At 71.2% G+C, this 14,839-nt stretch carries 13 protein-coding genes; 2 read left to right on the top strand and 11 right to left on the bottom strand.

Annotated features, from left to right (window positions below; all coding sequences use genetic code 11):
- Window positions 1-15: 15 nt before the first annotated feature.
- The 5 genes from ACZ7HQ_RS24595 to ACZ7HQ_RS24615 are packed head-to-tail and all read right to left on the bottom strand — an operon-like array spanning window position 16 to window position 3,463.
- Window positions 16-1,104, bottom strand: coding sequence for a class E sortase (locus ACZ7HQ_RS24595; protein WP_470993790.1), 1,089 nt, complete (start codon window positions 1,102-1,104; stop codon window positions 16-18).
- On the bottom strand, window positions 1,101-1,739 hold the full coding sequence (locus ACZ7HQ_RS24600; RefSeq protein WP_470993793.1) for an aminodeoxychorismate/anthranilate synthase component II: 639 nt from the start codon (window positions 1,737-1,739) through the stop codon (window positions 1,101-1,103). The genes ACZ7HQ_RS24595 and ACZ7HQ_RS24600 overlap by 4 nt, the downstream gene beginning before the upstream one ends.
- Window positions 1,736-1,897: a hypothetical protein gene (locus ACZ7HQ_RS24605; protein WP_470993796.1), complete on the bottom strand. Its 162-nt coding sequence runs from the start codon at window positions 1,895-1,897 to the stop codon at window positions 1,736-1,738. The genes ACZ7HQ_RS24600 and ACZ7HQ_RS24605 overlap by 4 nt, the downstream gene beginning before the upstream one ends.
- A gap of 52 nt (window positions 1,898-1,949) precedes the next feature.
- On the bottom strand, window positions 1,950-2,642 hold the full coding sequence (locus ACZ7HQ_RS24610) for a class E sortase (RefSeq protein ID WP_470993799.1): 693 nt from the start codon (window positions 2,640-2,642) through the stop codon (window positions 1,950-1,952).
- 32 nt (window positions 2,643-2,674) lie between these two features.
- Window positions 2,675-3,463 carry a DUF881 domain-containing protein gene (locus ACZ7HQ_RS24615; RefSeq protein WP_470993801.1) on the bottom strand — a complete coding sequence of 263 codons (789 nt, stop codon included), beginning with the start codon at window positions 3,461-3,463 and terminating at the stop codon, window positions 2,675-2,677.
- Between the two features lie 154 nt (window positions 3,464-3,617).
- Between ACZ7HQ_RS24615 and crgA the strand changes: the two genes are divergently transcribed.
- Entirely contained in the window at window positions 3,618-3,872 is a 255-nt protein-coding gene (crgA, locus tag ACZ7HQ_RS24620) for a cell division protein CrgA (RefSeq protein WP_470993803.1), read from the top strand.
- A 233-nt stretch (window positions 3,873-4,105) separates the two neighbouring features.
- On the opposite strand, the gene ACZ7HQ_RS24625 is transcribed toward crgA, so the two are convergent.
- Together ACZ7HQ_RS24625 and ACZ7HQ_RS24630 are read right to left on the bottom strand one after the other, a co-directional pair.
- Window positions 4,106-4,993, bottom strand: a complete 888-nt coding sequence (locus ACZ7HQ_RS24625) for a rhomboid family intramembrane serine protease (RefSeq protein ID WP_470993806.1) — start codon at window positions 4,991-4,993, stop codon at window positions 4,106-4,108.
- A 121-nt stretch (window positions 4,994-5,114) separates the two neighbouring features.
- Window positions 5,115-5,645 carry a peptidylprolyl isomerase gene (locus tag ACZ7HQ_RS24630; protein WP_470993809.1) on the bottom strand — a complete coding sequence of 177 codons (531 nt, stop codon included), beginning with the start codon at window positions 5,643-5,645 and terminating at the stop codon, window positions 5,115-5,117.
- 280 nt (window positions 5,646-5,925) lie between these two features.
- Here ACZ7HQ_RS24630 and ACZ7HQ_RS24635 point away from each other — a divergent pair, with 280 nt between their 5' ends.
- The gene (locus ACZ7HQ_RS24635; RefSeq protein WP_470993812.1) at window positions 5,926-6,627 is read left to right on the top strand and encodes a DUF5324 family protein; all 702 of its coding nucleotides are present in this window, start codon (window positions 5,926-5,928) and stop codon (window positions 6,625-6,627) included.
- A 73-nt stretch (window positions 6,628-6,700) separates the two neighbouring features.
- Here the strand turns inward: ACZ7HQ_RS24635 and ACZ7HQ_RS24640 are convergent, their stop codons facing one another.
- From ACZ7HQ_RS24640 to ACZ7HQ_RS24655, 4 genes are all read right to left on the bottom strand, one after another.
- Entirely contained in the window at window positions 6,701-7,468 is a 768-nt protein-coding gene (locus ACZ7HQ_RS24640) for a thioesterase II family protein (protein ID WP_470993813.1), read from the bottom strand.
- Window positions 7,465-12,339, bottom strand: coding sequence for an amino acid adenylation domain-containing protein (locus ACZ7HQ_RS24645; RefSeq protein WP_470993816.1), 4,875 nt, complete (start codon window positions 12,337-12,339; stop codon window positions 7,465-7,467). The genes ACZ7HQ_RS24640 and ACZ7HQ_RS24645 overlap by 4 nt, the downstream gene beginning before the upstream one ends.
- 309 nt (window positions 12,340-12,648) lie before the next feature.
- Window positions 12,649-13,365, bottom strand: coding sequence for an SDR family oxidoreductase (locus tag ACZ7HQ_RS24650; protein WP_470993819.1), 717 nt, complete (start codon window positions 13,363-13,365; stop codon window positions 12,649-12,651).
- A gap of 87 nt (window positions 13,366-13,452) precedes the next feature.
- Entirely contained in the window at window positions 13,453-14,739 is a 1,287-nt protein-coding gene (locus ACZ7HQ_RS24655; protein ID WP_470993822.1) for a cytochrome P450 family protein, read from the bottom strand.
- Between the last annotated feature and the right edge of the window lie 100 nt (window positions 14,740-14,839).

The following is a 14,839-nucleotide window of genomic DNA, read 5'->3' on the forward strand; positions in this document are numbered from 1 at the left end:
GCCCTGCTCGATGCCCTACTCGACGAGCGCGTCCGGCTTGCCCTTGCTGCGCGGGCGTTCCTCGACCATCTTGCCCCAGACGATCAGCCGGTACTTGCTCGTGAACTCCGGCGTGCAGGTGGTGAGGGTGATGTAGCGGCCGGGCCTGGTGAAGCCCGAGCCCCTCGGAACGGGGTTCAGCACGCTGGTGTTGGACGGTGCCGTCACCGGCAGCATCGACGTCACCTTGTACACGAAGTACGTGTCCTGCGTCTCGACCACGACCACGTCGCCGGCCGCGAGCTTGTTGATGTACCGGAACGGCTCACCGTGCGTGTTGCGGTGGGCCGCGAGACCGAAGTTACCGGTCTTGTCGCCGGGCATCGCCGTCTTCAGCGGAGGCTCGCCGTAGTGCCCCACCATGCCCTTGTCGAGCACCTTCGCATTGCTGACGCCCTCCGCGATCGGCGCCACCACGTCCAGCTTCGGTATGTGCAGGATGGCGAAACCCTGCCCCGGCGCGAAAACACCCGGGTTGCGCTTGCCGCTGGCCCAGTCGTCCTGCAGCTGATGCGTCTCACTGCCCGCCTGCGCATGGGCACGGACGTTGGTCCACCACAGCTGGTACGTGACGAACAGCAGCATCAGCACACCGGTGGTGATGAACACCTCTCCGATCGCCCGGCTCGCGACGACGGCCGGACTCGCCTTGCGCAACCGCGCCTGCCGCCGCGCCTCCACCCGGGACAACGGCCGGCCGGACTCACGGGTCTCCTCAGGCGCCGCCTCCCGGCCGCCGCCATGACGCCCACCGCGCCGCTTGGCGGCCTTTCTGCGGGCGGCACGGCCGCCGACCGTCGCTGCCGTGGCGGACGAGGCGGAAGGGGCCGCAGAGGCGCGTATGGACCCGTTCTCGCCGCCCGTCGACAGGTCGGAGAGCCGCAGCGCCATCGTCTCGTCGTCCGCGGGCCGCGGATACGGTTCGCCGTACGACTCCTCGTACGACCCCTGGTGGGCCGCGCCCCCCGCCACTGCCGCGTCCCAGTCCCCAAGCGCACCGGAAGCCTCGTACGACTGATCCCCGTACGAGGCATCGGTCTCGCGCTCCGGGCGCAGCGCGGTCACGCCGTGGCCCTGCCCACCACCGGGGCGAGCCCCGTCGACCTCGCCACGGCACCCTCATCGCCGCACTCCACCAGCCAGTTGGCCAGCATCCGGTGACCGTGCTCGGTGAGCACCGACTCGGGATGGAACTGCACACCCTCGACGGCGAGTTCACGGTGACGCAGGCCCATGACGATGCCGTCGTGCGTCCGGGCCGTCACCTCCAGCTCGGCCGGCACCGTCGCGGGCTCGGCGGCGAGGGAGTGGTAGCGGGTCGCCGTGAAGGGCGAGGGCAGGCCCGCGAAGACCCCCTTGCCCCCGTGTTCCACCAGCGAGGTCTTGCCATGCAGCAGCTCGGGCGCACGGTCCACCACACCGCCGTAGGCCACCTGCATCGACTGCATGCCCAGGCACACCCCGAAGACCGGCACCCCCGTCGAGGCGCAGTGGCGGACCATGTCCACGCACACCCCCGCCTCCTCCGGCGTCCCCGGTCCGGGGGACAGGAGCACCCCGTCGAAGCCGTCCTGGGCATGCGCCGTCGACACCTCGTCGTTGCGCAGCACCTCGCACTCTGCACCCAGCTGGTACAGGTACTGGACGAGGTTGAAGACAAAGCTGTCGTAGTTGTCGACGACGAGAATCCGCGCACTCACTGGTTGTCCACCGTCACATCGTTGAAGGGCAGCAGCGGTTCCGCCCACGGGAAGACGTACTGGAAGAGGATGTAGATCACAGCCAGGACCAGGACGAATGAGAGGAGGGCCTTCACCCACACGTTCCCCGGCAGATGCCGCCAGATCCAGCCGTACATGCCGTTCCTTCCATCTCCCCACGGCACCGGACTCACGCCGTACGCCACCAGACTAACGGCGCAGAGCCCTCGGTTCGCCTGCCTCCACAGACTGTGTGGAGTCCAGGTGCGCCCAGACGATCAGCCGGTGACTGTGCCCCCATTCGGGATCGCACGTGGTCAGCGTCAGATACCGGCCCGGACGCGTGTACCCGGACTTACGTGGCACAGGGTCGATCACCTCAACGTCCGTCGGCACGGTTTTGTAGGGCCCTTTGTCGATCCGATACGTGAACCAGGTCCTCCCGTCCGTGAGTACGACCGCGTCCCCGGGCCGCAGTTTCGGGAAGTCCTTGAACGGATCGCCGTACGTCCGCCGATGGCCGGCCACCGCGAAGTTGCCCTCCTGGCCGAGCCGCGCCGTGCCCTGGTAGTGGGCGAGCCCCCTCGCCAGCACGTCCCGGCCCGTGCCCTCCAGGACCGGCTTGTTCCACGTGAAACCGAGCCTGGGGATGTACATGATCGCGAACGCCTTGCCGTAGCGGTACGGCTCCGGCCTGGTCGCCCTGACCGTCTGTTCGCCCGGAGCCGCGGCCGCCGACTGCACGCTCCCCTTCGACCACTGCCGGTGCAACTGGTCGATCTGGTCGTTCATGGCGCCGTCGGCCCGCACCCCCGTCCAGAACAGCACATAGACGACGAAGAGCACGATCAGGGTGCCGGCGGTGATGCACAGCTCGCTGACGGTCCGGACGATCACGCGCACCGGCGCCTCCGTGTACGGACGGCTGCGGATGGCTACTGCACGGGCTTCGCGTAGTGCAGATCCACTGTGCCCGAGTAGCCCGGAAGAGTCACCGTCCCGTCGTCGGTGACTTTCCAGCCGAGGCCGTACACATTGACGTAGACCATGTAGGTCTGGATCGCCTTGCTCGCCGCGAGCGCCTGCTGCAGCCGGTCCGGGTCCCCCACCGCCGTGATCTTGTAGGGCGGCGAGTAGACACGGCCCTGGAGGATCAGCGTGTTGCCGACGCAGCGCACCGCGCTCGTGGAGATCAGCCGCTGGTCCATGACCTTGATGCCCCTGGCGCCGCCCTGCCACAGCGCGTTCACCACGGCCTGCAGATCCTGCTGGTGGATGACCAGGTAGTCGGGCTGCGGCTCGGGGTAGCCGGGCAGCTTGGCCGTGGCGTTGGGCGGGGCGTCGTTGAGCGTGACGGTGACGGCCCGGCCGGTGAGCTTCTGGGTACCGGCGCTCTCCTCCAGTCCGCTGAGCTCCCGGTCCTGCGCCTTCGTACTGCCGTCGTCGCTCTCGGCGAGGGACTCCACGCTCCCCCGAAGGGCCGCGTTGGACTCGTCCAGCTCCTTGTTCTTACGGCTGCGCTGCTGAATCAGATCGGACAGCTTCAGCAGGGAACCGTCCTGCCGGATGTCGGTGCCCTTGGCCGTGTTGAAACTGGTGAAGAAGATCAGCCCCGCCAGGGCGAAGACGGCAGCGGTGAGCACCCGCACCGGGCGGAAACGCCGGCTGCGGCCAGGGCCCGAGCCCGTTGCCCCCGTCCCGGGGGAGTCGGCAGAATTGCTCAACGTACCCTTATCTCCTTCGGCGCCACGGAAGCACTACGCTAACGGACGCCCGGGGGAGCACCACAGAGTCGTCGTGTTGGCCCCTTGTACGCTGCCCCGAGCCCCGACCCAGTTCCCTGCGCGGCCACGCAGCGCATCGACAGGAGAGACCCTCGTGCCGAAGTCACGTATCCGCAAGAAGGCCGACTACACGCCGCCGGCGGCGAAGCAGGCGCAGGCGATCAAGCTGAACAGCCGCGCCTGGGTCGCCCCTGTCATGCTGGCCATGTTCGTCATCGGTCTGGCCTGGATCGTCGTCTTCTATGTGACCAACGGCTCGCTGCCCATCGACGCGCTGGACAACTGGAACATCGTGGTCGGCTTTGGCTTCATCGCCGCCGGCTTCGGCGTCTCCACGCAGTGGAAGTAGCTCTCCCCAGGGCTGTCCTCTGAGTTATCCACAGCGTTGTCCACATGGGGAAAAGAAAGACGATCTGTGGATAACTCATCGGGCGTTGACGCCGGTGTGACTGGCCTAGCGTTCCTGATACACCTGTTCGCCCCCTGTCTGACCTGCGGAAACACATCCGAGCGACAGGGGGCGCAACTGTGTCCGCACACGGTGCACAAGATCCGCCACAGGCTGTGGACAACGGTTCGGTATCAGGTGAGCTGTGCGGTCCTGACCAGCGTGAGTACCACCACGACCGCGAGGACGACGGCACAGGTGCCGTACTGGACCATTGACCGCTTCTGGCGGGGGGCGTGGACCATGGCGTACCCCGTGACGACCCCGGCGACCAGGCCGCCGATGTGGGCCTGCCAGGCGATGTTCGCCCAGGTGAAGGTGATGATCAGGTTGATCACCAGCAGGGCGATGAGCGGGCGCAGGTCGTAGTTGAGGCGGCGCATCAGCACGGCCGTCGCGCCGAAGAGGCCGAAGATCGCTCCGGAGGCGCCGAGTGAGGGCTGGTTGGGTGCGGCGAGCAGATAGGTGAGGGCGCTGCCGGCAAGGCCCGAGACGGCGTAGAGGGCCAGGTAGCGCGCGCGGCCGAGGGCGGCTTCCAGGGGGCCGCCGATCCACCACAGGCTGAGCATGTTGAAGAGGATGTGGGCGTAGCCGCCGTGCAGGAACATCGCGGTCAGCAGGCGGTAGTACTGGCCCTCGGCGATGCCCTGCACCCCGGGGAGCAGGGGGGTGTAGGCCTGTCCGATCAGTTCGAACCGGTTGGTGAAGCGGTCGCCGACGGCGATCTGCACCAGGAAGACGGCGAGGTTGACGCCGATCAGCACCTTGGTGAGCAGCCGCGGGTCGGCCGTGAGCGTGCCTCCGGCGATCGTGCGGGGCTGGGCGGCGGTCGGGGGGTGTCCGGTGCCGCTGCCGCCGCGCACGCACTCCGGGCACTGGAAGCCGACCGAGGCGCTGACCATGCACTCGGGGCAGATGGGGCGTTCGCAGCGGGTGCAGCGTACGCCGGTCTCGCGGTCCGGGTGCCGATAGCACACGGGCACGTGGTGGGCGCCCTGCGTGCCGGCTTCGGCCTGGTCCATGTGCTCCCCTTGCTCGTCGTGGGACTGCCCCCGGCAATGCCCCGCCCCGCTCATCCTTGGTACGGACGAGCGGGGCGATTGGTTCCCTGCGGGATGAACCGGCCGGGGAGCGGTGAGGCGCTCAGCCCTCGCGCTTCTCGACGACGACCGACTCGATGACGACGTCGTTGACCGGGCGGTCGTTACGGCCGGTGGGAACGGCGACGATGGCGTCGATGACCTTCTGGCTGGCCGCGTCCGTGACCTCACCGAAGATGGTGTGCTTGCGGTTCAGCCAGGTCGTGGGGGCGACGGTGATGAAGAACTGCGAGCCGTTGGTGCCCGGGCCGGCGTTCGCCATGGCGAGGAGGTACGGCTTGTTGAAGGACAGGTCCGGGTGGAACTCGTCCCCGAACTTGTAGCCGGGGCCGCCGATGCCGGTGCCCAGCGGGTCGCCGCCCTGGATCATGAAGCCGCTGATGACGCGGTGGAAGATCGTGCCGTTGTAGAGCGGCTTCTTGCTCTTCTCACCGGTTCCGGGGTGCGTCCACTCGCGCTCTCCCTGGGCCAGCTCGACGAAGTTCTTGACCGTTTCGGGCGCGTGGTTCGGGAAAAGCTGCACCACGATGTCGCCGTGGTTGGTCTTCAGGGTGGCGTAAAGCTGCTCGGCCACGATCTGCCTTCCGTTGTCTTCCTGTGACTCCCTGATCCTCGCACGGCCGGGCGCGTGCGTCGCCCGACGGCCACGAGTTCCGCCCGGAAGGCAGCGCCGGGCGGTGATTCGTGGCAGGGTCGAGACAGGCTCGGGTTGCCCGGAAATCATCCGGATGGAGCCGAAGGGAGCGATCAGCACCCATATGCCCGCCCTCGCATGCCGCACGGACCGTTGGCAGGCATGATCCGTAAAAGGGTGGAAAGTCGAAATACCGTACGCCACCGAGGAGGAGGAACCCGTGACCCGCATCGACAGCGTGCGCGCCGCGACCGGCTCGGCAAAGGACAGCGTGCTGCACGCCGCGGAAGTGGTGGCGCCCTATGCCGACACGGCCAAGGAGCGTGCCGCGCTCTACGCGCAGGAGGCACGCGTACGGCTGGCGCCCGTGGTGTCGCAGGCCGCTGAACAGGCCCGTGTGCAGTACGACGCCCGGCTCGCCCCACGTCTCGAACAGGCACGCGCGCATGTGCCGCCGAGGGTGGACCTGGCGGCGCAGGAGGCCGCCGTGCGTGCCCGAAAGGCGGCCCGGCAGGCCGCCGACTATTCACGTCCGAAGATCGAGCATGCTGTGGCCGCGGCCGGCCCGGTCCGTGACGAGGCGGCCGCGCGTGGCGCCGCCGCCCTGGCCGCCTTGCGGGGCCAGGTTTCCGCGGAGGAGATCCAGAAGCTGGCGCGCAAGCACGAGCGCCGCTCCCGGGCCGGCCGGGCGGTGAAGGTGCTGGGGCTGCTGACCGCACTGGCCGGCGGTGCCTTCGCGGCGTGGAAGTGGTGGGACAAGCAGGCCAACCCCGACTGGCTGGTCGAACCGCCCGCCGCGACGGAGGTGCCCGAGTCGGGTGCCCGGCTCAGTTCGGTGGACGGCAGCGGCGCCTCGGTCCTGGACCCGGAGGTTCAGGCGAAGCAGGCGGAGGAGGAGGCTGCGGACCAGGACGACCAGTAGGTCGGACACCGGCGGCCACCAGAGCGGCTGTGGGGCAGGCGAGAGGTGACGTTCGCCTGCCCCGTGGCTCGTTTCACGTGAAACCTCGCCCGGCCAGCTGCTCCTCCACCAGTTTCAGGACGCTCTCGAGATGGTCCACCAGGTAGAAGTGGCCGCCGTCGAAAGCGTGGAAGCGGAACCGGCCCGTGGTCGTCTCCTGCCAGGGGGCCATCAGGGCCTCGTCGGCCGTGGGGTCCTTGGTACCCCACAGGGCGGTGACCGGCAGAGTGAGCGCGTGGCGGGCGGGCCCGGGGGCGTACGAGTCGACGAGGCGGTAGTCCGCGCGGAACACCGGCAGGTAGACGTCGCGGATCGCCTGGTGGTCGAAGAGGGACATGGGGGTGCCACCGAGGGCACGCAGGTGGGAGAGGATTTCGTCGTCGGTGCGGGGAGGGATCGGGCCGGCCGGCAGGGTGATGGTCGCGGGGGCACGGCGGCTGGAGACGAACAGGGCCGACAGGTCCACGTCCGTGAGGGCGAGTGCCGTCTCGTAGGCCGTGATCCCGCCCATGCTGTGGCCGAAGAGCGCGACGGGGCGGCTGTCACCCTGGGCCCGCAGGGCGTCGCTCACCTCGGCGGCGACGGCCCGGGCATCGGGTACGGGAGGTTCACCGATGCGCTGCTCCCGCCCCGCGTACTGCACGAGCGACACCTCGATGTCGGCGTCGGCCGCCCCTCCCCAGCCGCGGTAGAAGGACGGGCCTCCTCCCGCGTGGGGGAAGACGAGCAGTCGGTGTGCGGCCTGGGGCCGGGGTGTCGGGGTCAGCAGGACCGGGCCGCGGGGCAGCGTGGATCGGTTCATCGTCGGGGCTCCGTCGCCTCGGTGGGGGAGACCGCCGCGTACGGGTCCGCGACGATGGCGTGCAGGGCGCGGAGTACCAGGCGGCCCAGGCGGGCGCCCGTCGCCGCGTACGGGCTGTCGGCGCCGAGGGTGACAGCGAGGGCGCGGCGGCCGGTGTGCGGGGTGCGGGTGATCTCGACCATGAGCGGAAAGCTGTGCCGGTCGGAGAACCACCAGTCGCGCGGGCTGATCGCGCGCAGCGCGGCGAGGTCGTCGAAGGTGTGGAAGTCGGTGTAGTTGAAGGCGACGTGGAAAAGGGTGGTGCCGCGTCCGGTGAGCTGTTGCAGGGCGGCGAGGGGGTAGCGGCGGTACGGCTGGCGTTCGCGTTCGGCGTCGAAGGCGGCGCCGGCCAGTTCGGCCCAGGTGCCGCGGGCGGTGAGGTGGAGCGGCACCATGTTCAGGAGCAGGCCCAGGACGCGGTCCGACCCCGGCTCTTCCAGGCGGCCGTTCACCTGGACGGCCGTCACCGTCCGCTCGGATGCGGTGAGTTCGGCGAGGGCCCGGGCGTGGGCGGCGAGGAAGAGACTCTTGACGGGCAGGCCGAGACGGGCCGCCGTCTCGTCGAGGGCGGTGTCCAGGTCGTCGGGCAGCGGTGCGTGGAAGGCGAATTCGTCCTCGGCGGCGCCACCCGGGTCGAGGGGCAGATCGGCGGGCTCGCCTTCCTGTCGCAGCAGCGTCTCCCACCAGGCGCGGGCGGCCGGGTCGGCCTGGGCACGCTGTTCGGCGGCGACGAAGTCGCGGTACCGGGCGCCGGTCGCGGGCGGCAGGGCGGGCTCGGCGGTGTGGGGACGCAGTGCGTCGTCGTAGGCGAGCAGGAGTTCGGTGGTGAGCAGGGCGAGGCTCCAGCCGTCGAGGATCGCATGGTGCACAGCGAGGGAGAGCTGGAAGCTGTCAGGGTCGGTGCGCAGGACATGGCAGCGCACCAGCGGGGGGCGCTCAGTGTCGAAGGGGTCCGCCTTCTCCCCGTCCCACCAGGTGCGGAGCAGGTGTTCGTGCGTCTTGGCGTCCGGCTGCGGGGCGAGGTGGTTCTCGACGGTCAGGGGGATCTGCGCGGTCTCGGCGACGAGTTGCATCGGTTCGCGGAAGGTGCCGAGGCGGAAGGAGGTGCGCAGGATGGCGTGGCGTGCGGTCAGCGTGGCAAGGGCGCGTTCGAGGGCGGTGCGGTCGAAGGGGCCGTCGAGGCGGACGCTGATCAGGTCGTGGTAGAGGCCGGTGGTCTCGTCCTCGGCGAACTCGCACTCGTAGAGGATGCCGAGCTGCATCGCCGCGGTGGGGTAGGCGTCGGCGGTGCCGGCGGGCAGTTGGGCGGGGTCGAGGTCGGCGAGGGTCGTCGAGCAGACGACCGGGGCGGGCGGCGGGCCCTCGTCCGGTACGTCCACGGCCGCGGCGAGGGCGGCCACGCTCGGGTGCAGGAAGATCTGCTCGACCGAGACCGGGAGACCGGCCTCACGGGCGAGCGCGGCGACGCGGACGGCGCGCAGCGAGTCGCCGCCGAGAGCGAAGAAGTTGTCGTCGACGTCCGGGCCGGGCACGTCGAGGACCTGGCGCCAGACGGCGGCGAGCGTGTGCTCGGCGGGGGTGCGGGGCCCCGTCGTCCGGTGCTCGGCGGGAGTGGCGCGGTGTGTCTCGGGGGCGGGCAGGCGGTCGCGGTCGAGCTTGCCGTTGCCGGTCAGCGGGAGTTCGGCGAGGGGGACGACGGCTGCCGGGAGCATGTGGGCGGGCAGCCGTACGCTCAGCGCCTCGCGCAGACGCGCCGGCTGCGGGTCGTCGTGGCCGGGTGCGGGGACGACGTAACCGACGAGACGGGGCAGGCCGGGGGTGTCCTCGCGCAGCACGCAGGCGGCGGCGCGGACGCCGGGCTGGTCGAGGAGGGCCCGTTCGATCTCGCCGAGTTCGATGCGGAAGCCGTTCAGTTTGACCTGGTGGTCGATGCGGCCGCGGTATTCGAGTTCGCCGTCCTCCCGGCGCACCGCGAGGTCGCCGGAGCGGTACAGGCGTTCCCCCGGGGCGCCGAACGGGTCCGGTACGAAACGCTGCTCGGTGAGCTCGGGTCGGTTGAGGTAGCCGCGGGCGACGCCGGGGCCGCCCACGTACATCTCGCCCTCGGTGCCGTCCGGTACCTCGTTCATGTCCGCGTCCAGGACGTGGACGCGGAGGTCGGATATGGGGCGGCCGATGGGGCTGAGGGAGCCGGACAGGTCGGCGAGCGTGAGCGGGCGGACGGTGACGTGCACGGTGGTCTCGGTGATGCCGTACATGTTGACCAGGCGTGGCCTGCGGATGCCGTACGCGCCGACCCAGCCGTCGAGGGTGGCCGGGTCGAGGGCCTCGCCGCCGAACACGACGGTGCGCAGGTCGAGGTCGGGGTAACCGGCGTCCTCGGCCGCCGCGGCGAGCTGCCGGAAGGCGGTGGGCGTCTGGTTGAGGACGGTGACCCGCTGGGTGCGCAACAGGTCCAGGAACGCATAGGGGTCCCGGCTGGTCAGGTACGGCACGACGACGAGCCGGCCGCCGTGCAGCAACGGCCCCCACAGTTCCCACACGGAGAAGTCGAAGGCGATGGAGTGGAAAAGGGTCCACACGTCGTCGGCGCCGAAGCCGAAGTCGTGCTCGGTGGCGGTGAACAGACGGGTCACGTTGGCGTGGGTGACGACGACGCCCTTGGGACGGCCCGTGGAGCCCGAGGTGTAGATGACGTACGCGATGGTGTCGGCACCGGCGCCGGGGTGGGGTTCGGGCGCCTCGTCCGGTCCGGCGTCGCCGTCGGAGGTCAGGGGGACGAAGACGGGGGCGTCGCCGTCGAGCAGCGGGGCGCAGGACGCCTGGTCGCCGAGCAGGATGCGGCACTCGGCGTCGGCGAGGGTGTCGCGCAGCCGGGCGACCGGGTGCCGGGGATCGAGCGGCAGGTAGCCGGCACCGGACTTGAGGACGGCGAGGACGCCGATGACGAGGTCCACGGTCCGTTCGGCGCACAGGCCCACGAGACTCTCCGGTGCGGCGCCGTGGGCGCGCAGACGGTGGGCGAGCCGGTTGGCGGCACGGTCGAGCTCGGCGTAGGTGAGGCTGCGGGTGCCGTCGGTGACGGCGACGGAGTGCGGGTGCCGGGCGGCGGTCTCGGCGAAGATCTCGTGCAGGCGGCGCGGGTCGGCCAGCTCCCGGGTGGACCGCCGTCCGGCCGAAGCCTGAGCGGGAGCAGCCGCCTCCGGTGCCTCCGGCGCGTGCACCGCCGCACCGAGGATGTCCAGGTAGCGGTCGAGCATCCGCTGCGCCCGCTCCCGGGTGAACAGGTCCGTGGCGTACTCGACGGTGACCTCGAACTCGTCGTCCAGCTCGTGGATCTCGACGGTGAGGTCGAACTTGGCGGTGCCGTTGTCCACAGGCAGCGGCTCGGCGTCGAGGCCGTCGAACCGGGCGAGCGGACGGCGGCGGCCCTGGTAGGCGAGGGCCACCTGGGTCAGGGGGGTGCGGGACAGGTCTCCCGCGGGGGCGAGTTCGGCGGCGAGTTGCTCGAAAGGCACGTGCTGGTCGTTCGCGGCGTCGAGCACCACGCCGTGGGTTTCCTTCACCGACCGCCGGAATGCGCCGGGACGGTCGGGGTCACCGCACGGGCGCAGGCGCACCGGCACGGTGGTGGCGAAGTAGCCGACGACGTCCTCCAGGGCCGGATCGGGGCGTCCGTCCATGGGGGTCGCGATCAACAGCTCGTCCCTGCCGGTGAGTTCGCCGAGCAGCGTGGCGTAGGCGGTGAGTGTCACCGCGTACGGGGTGGTGCGGGTGGCGGTGGCGAGCCGGGCCGCTGCGGTGAGCAGGGCGCCGGTGGTGCGCCGGGTGAGCCGGTGGCCGCGGTGTGAGCGGGTTGCCGGGCGGGGGTGGTCGGCGGGCAGGTCGAGGACGGTCGGTGCGCCCGTGAGGCGGGGGCGCCACGCCGCAAGGAGGCGTTCGGCGTCCAGGCCGGCCGACCAGTGGGCGTAGTCGCGGTAGCCCAGGGTGGGTTCGGGCAGCTCGTGTGCCGGTGCGCCGCCCGTGCGGCGGCTGTAGGCGTGGGCGAGGTCCTGGTCGATGACGTCCAGGGTGCGGCCGTCGGAGACCAGGTGCGGCAGGACGAGCAGCAGCAGGTGGTCGTCGGCGGCGAGCCGGTACAGGGTGAGCCGGGCCAGGGGGCCGGTGGCAAGGTCGATGTGCCGGGCCGCGCGTTCCTCGGCCGCACGCAGGCCGTGCCCGTACGGGTCGGGGTGGCCGGTCAGGTCGACGAGGTCGAGTCCGGCCCGGCTGTCGGTCGGCTCGGCGTGCAGCACGTCGCCGGTGCAGGTGAACACGGTGCGCAGCTGTTCGTGCCGGTCGACCACGTCCTGCCAGGCGGCGTCGAGGGCGGCGGTGTCCAGCGGACCACGCAGCCGGGTGAGGGCGGGCACGTTGTACGCGGTGCCCGCGTCGGGGCTGAGCTGGTCGAGGAACCAGAGGCGCCGCTGGGCCGGGGCGAGCAGCGGGCCGGCGCCGGGAGCGGGGGTCACCGGGGGCAGCGCGTCACCGGTGTCGCCGGGCCGGTCGGCGAGCAGGCGGGCCAGGGCGGTGACGGTGCCGTGCTCGAACAACTCGGCCACGGACACGGGGATCCCGAGGCGGGTGCGGATGCGGGCGGCGATCCGCGCGGCCTGCAGGGAGTTGCCGCCGAGTTCGGTGAAGTCGGCCGTGGCGTCGACCGGCCCGGTGCCGAGCACGTCGCCCCACATGCGGGCCAGGTCGGTGCACAGCCGGTCGTGTGCGGTGTGCGGGTCGCCGGCCGAGGGTGCGTGTGCCGGGGTGGGGGCCGTGGCGGACGTCTCGGTGGACATGACTGCGCTCCTGGGTGCTGCGGGGCGGGGTGGGCAGTGGCCCCCGAGGGGGCGAGGACGTGTGCGGGCGTCCTGGCAGGGTGCGGTGGCGGCCACGCGCGCGGGCCGCGGTCGTCGGCCCAGGGGCCGAGGGTGGAGGGGGCGGAGGCGAGGGGGCGGGAGGCGAGGAGGCGAGCGGGGTGGGCAGGGCGGCACGGCCCATGCCCGGTGGCGGCCCTCCCCGCGCGCCTCTCCCCACGCGCCTCCCCCCGGCGCGGGCGTCCCTCCTCCAGGACGCCCGCGCGGGGCGGCGTCGCGCTGACCGGAGGGTCAGACCGCCTGACCGACCGGGCGGACGACGACGGAGTTGATGTCGACGCCGGCGGGCTGGCGCACGGCCCACACCACCGAGTCGGCGATCTGGTCGGCGGTGAGGTTGATGCCGCCCTGGGGTGCGCCGCCCGCGGCGTCCCAGAAGCCGGTCTCCACCCGGCCCGGGGCGACCAGGGTGACGCCGACACCGTCGGCGGTGACCATGCGGCGGGTGTTCTCGGCCAGGCCGGTGACCGCCCACTTGGTGGCGCCGTAGATGTTCCCGGGCGTGTAGACGACCCCGGCGACGCTGCCGATCAGCACGATCCGGCCGCCCGTCTCCTTGAGCGCGGGCAGCGCGTAGTGGATGAGGAGGGCGGGCCCGAGCACGTTGGTGAGGACCATGTCGCGCCACCCGGCCGGGTCGCCGTCGGCGAGCGAGTCGTGCGTGGCGTACCCGGCGTTGGCGACGACCGTGTCGATGCGGCCGTACGCGTCCAGGACGGCCTGCACGGCGGCCTCGACACTGGCGTGGTCGCCGGCGTCGCCGGGGAGCGTGAGGAGGGTGCCGGGCTTGGCGTCGGTCTCCTCGGCGAAGCGCTGCAGCCGTTCGCCGCTGCGGCCGGTGACGGCGACGCGGTGCCCCTCGGCGAGGAGCTTGCGGGCGGTGGCCGCGCCGATGCCGCTGGATCCGCCCGTGATCAGGGCTACGGGGGCGGTGGATTCATCGGTCATGAAGTGGTGCTCCTGCTCTGCGAGTTCGGTACTTCTGGAGTTCTGTACTTCCGGAGTTCTGTACTTCTGGAGTCCGTGCATCACGTGTCAGACGGTGGGCGTGTGGCGCGGCTTCTTGCCCGTGATCCGGACGGGCAGCCGCTCCAGGCCCCGGCTGATGGAACTGTCCGCGACCCACGTCAGCGTCTCAGGCGGCACCGTGCACGCGATGTCCGGAATGCGGCGCAGCAGTGTTTCGAAGGCGATGTGTCCTTCGAGACGCGCGAGCGGTGCGCCGGCGCAGAAGTGCGGTCCGTGCCCGAAGGTCATGTGGCGGTTGGGCGAGCGGGTGATGTCGAAACGGTCGGGATCGGGGAAGACGGCGGGATCGCGGTTGGCGGCGGACACCGAGAGGTGGACGAAGCTGCCCGCGGGGACCGGCTGTCCGCCGAGCGTCACGTCCCGGGCGGCGGTGCGCAGCGTTCCGCGGTCGACGGAGCCTTCGTAGCGCAGGAACTCCTCGATCGCCGACTCCGTCAACTCGGGCTTCGAACGGAGGAGTTCGAGCTGGTCGGGGTGGCGGAGCAGGGCCCAGACGCCGTTGCCGACGAGGTTGGCGGTGGTCTTGTGGCCGGCGATGACGAGGAAGATGGCGGTGGAGACGAGTTCCTCGTCGGTGAACATGCCGTCCTCGTCAGCGGCGCGCACCAGGTCGCCGAGCAGGTCCTCCTGCGGCTGGGCGCGACGCTGGGCGAGCACGTCGGTGAAGTACTCCACGACCTGGTCGTTGACGCGCTTGCGCTCCAGGGCGGCCTCGCCCTCCTGGCTCGGGTCCTGGCTGAGCACCCTGCCCCAGTCGATGAACCGGTCCCGGTCGGCGTAGGGGACGCCGAGGAACGCGCAGATCACCATCATCGGCAGCGGCAGCGCGAAGGCCTCCAGGAGGTCGAACTCGCCGGACTCGGGGAACGCGTCGATCAGGTCGTCGGTGATCTCCTGGACGCGCGGGCGCAGCAGTTCCATGCGGCGCGGCAGGAACGCCCGGCTGACGAGCCTGCGCAGCCGGGTGTGCTCGGGCGGGTCGGCAAGCAGCATGTTGCTCGTGAGCACGGAGCTGCTCTGCACGGTCTGCTCGCGGAACCAGGCCGGTGCCGCCTCCAGGGTCTTGGAGATGCCCGGGTCGCTGAAGGCGCGCATGACGCTCGCGTGGTCGACGACGACGTACGCGTGGTCGGCGGAGCCCGCAGGGAAGTCGATGGGGTGGACGGGACCGCGCTCGCGCAGCCGCGCGGCGGCGGAGTGCGGGTCGGAGCCGGGGCACGTGACGTACTGGGCCGGAACGACGGGCTCGTCACCCGAGAACGGGCACCGGGACTCCTCAGGAAGGGCGGACACTACTCACTCCTCGGTCAGGGCACATGTGCCTGGTACGGCGGAAGTCGGTGGGCGGGGCGGGATGTCGGGGGGCCGGTTCCGGCCGGGAGCCGGCGTCGGG

The sequence above is a fragment of the Streptomyces sp. NPDC037290 genome, from assembly GCF_055603245.1.

Coding starts and splice junctions, on each gene's coding strand:
- ACZ7HQ_RS24605 (WP_470993796.1), bottom strand. CDS start 1,897: ATGTACGGCTGGATCTGGCGGCATCTGCCGGGGAACGTGTGGGTGAAG.
- ACZ7HQ_RS24645 (WP_470993816.1), bottom strand. CDS start 12,339: ATGTCCACCGAGACGTCCGCCACGGCCCCCACCCCGGCACACGCACCC.
- ACZ7HQ_RS24640 (WP_470993813.1), bottom strand. CDS start 7,468: ATGAACCGATCCACGCTGCCCCGCGGCCCGGTCCTGCTGACCCCGACA.
- ACZ7HQ_RS24625 (WP_470993806.1), bottom strand. CDS start 4,993: ATGGACCAGGCCGAAGCCGGCACGCAGGGCGCCCACCACGTGCCCGTG.
- ACZ7HQ_RS24650 (WP_470993819.1), bottom strand. CDS start 13,365: ATGACCGATGAATCCACCGCCCCCGTAGCCCTGATCACGGGCGGATCC.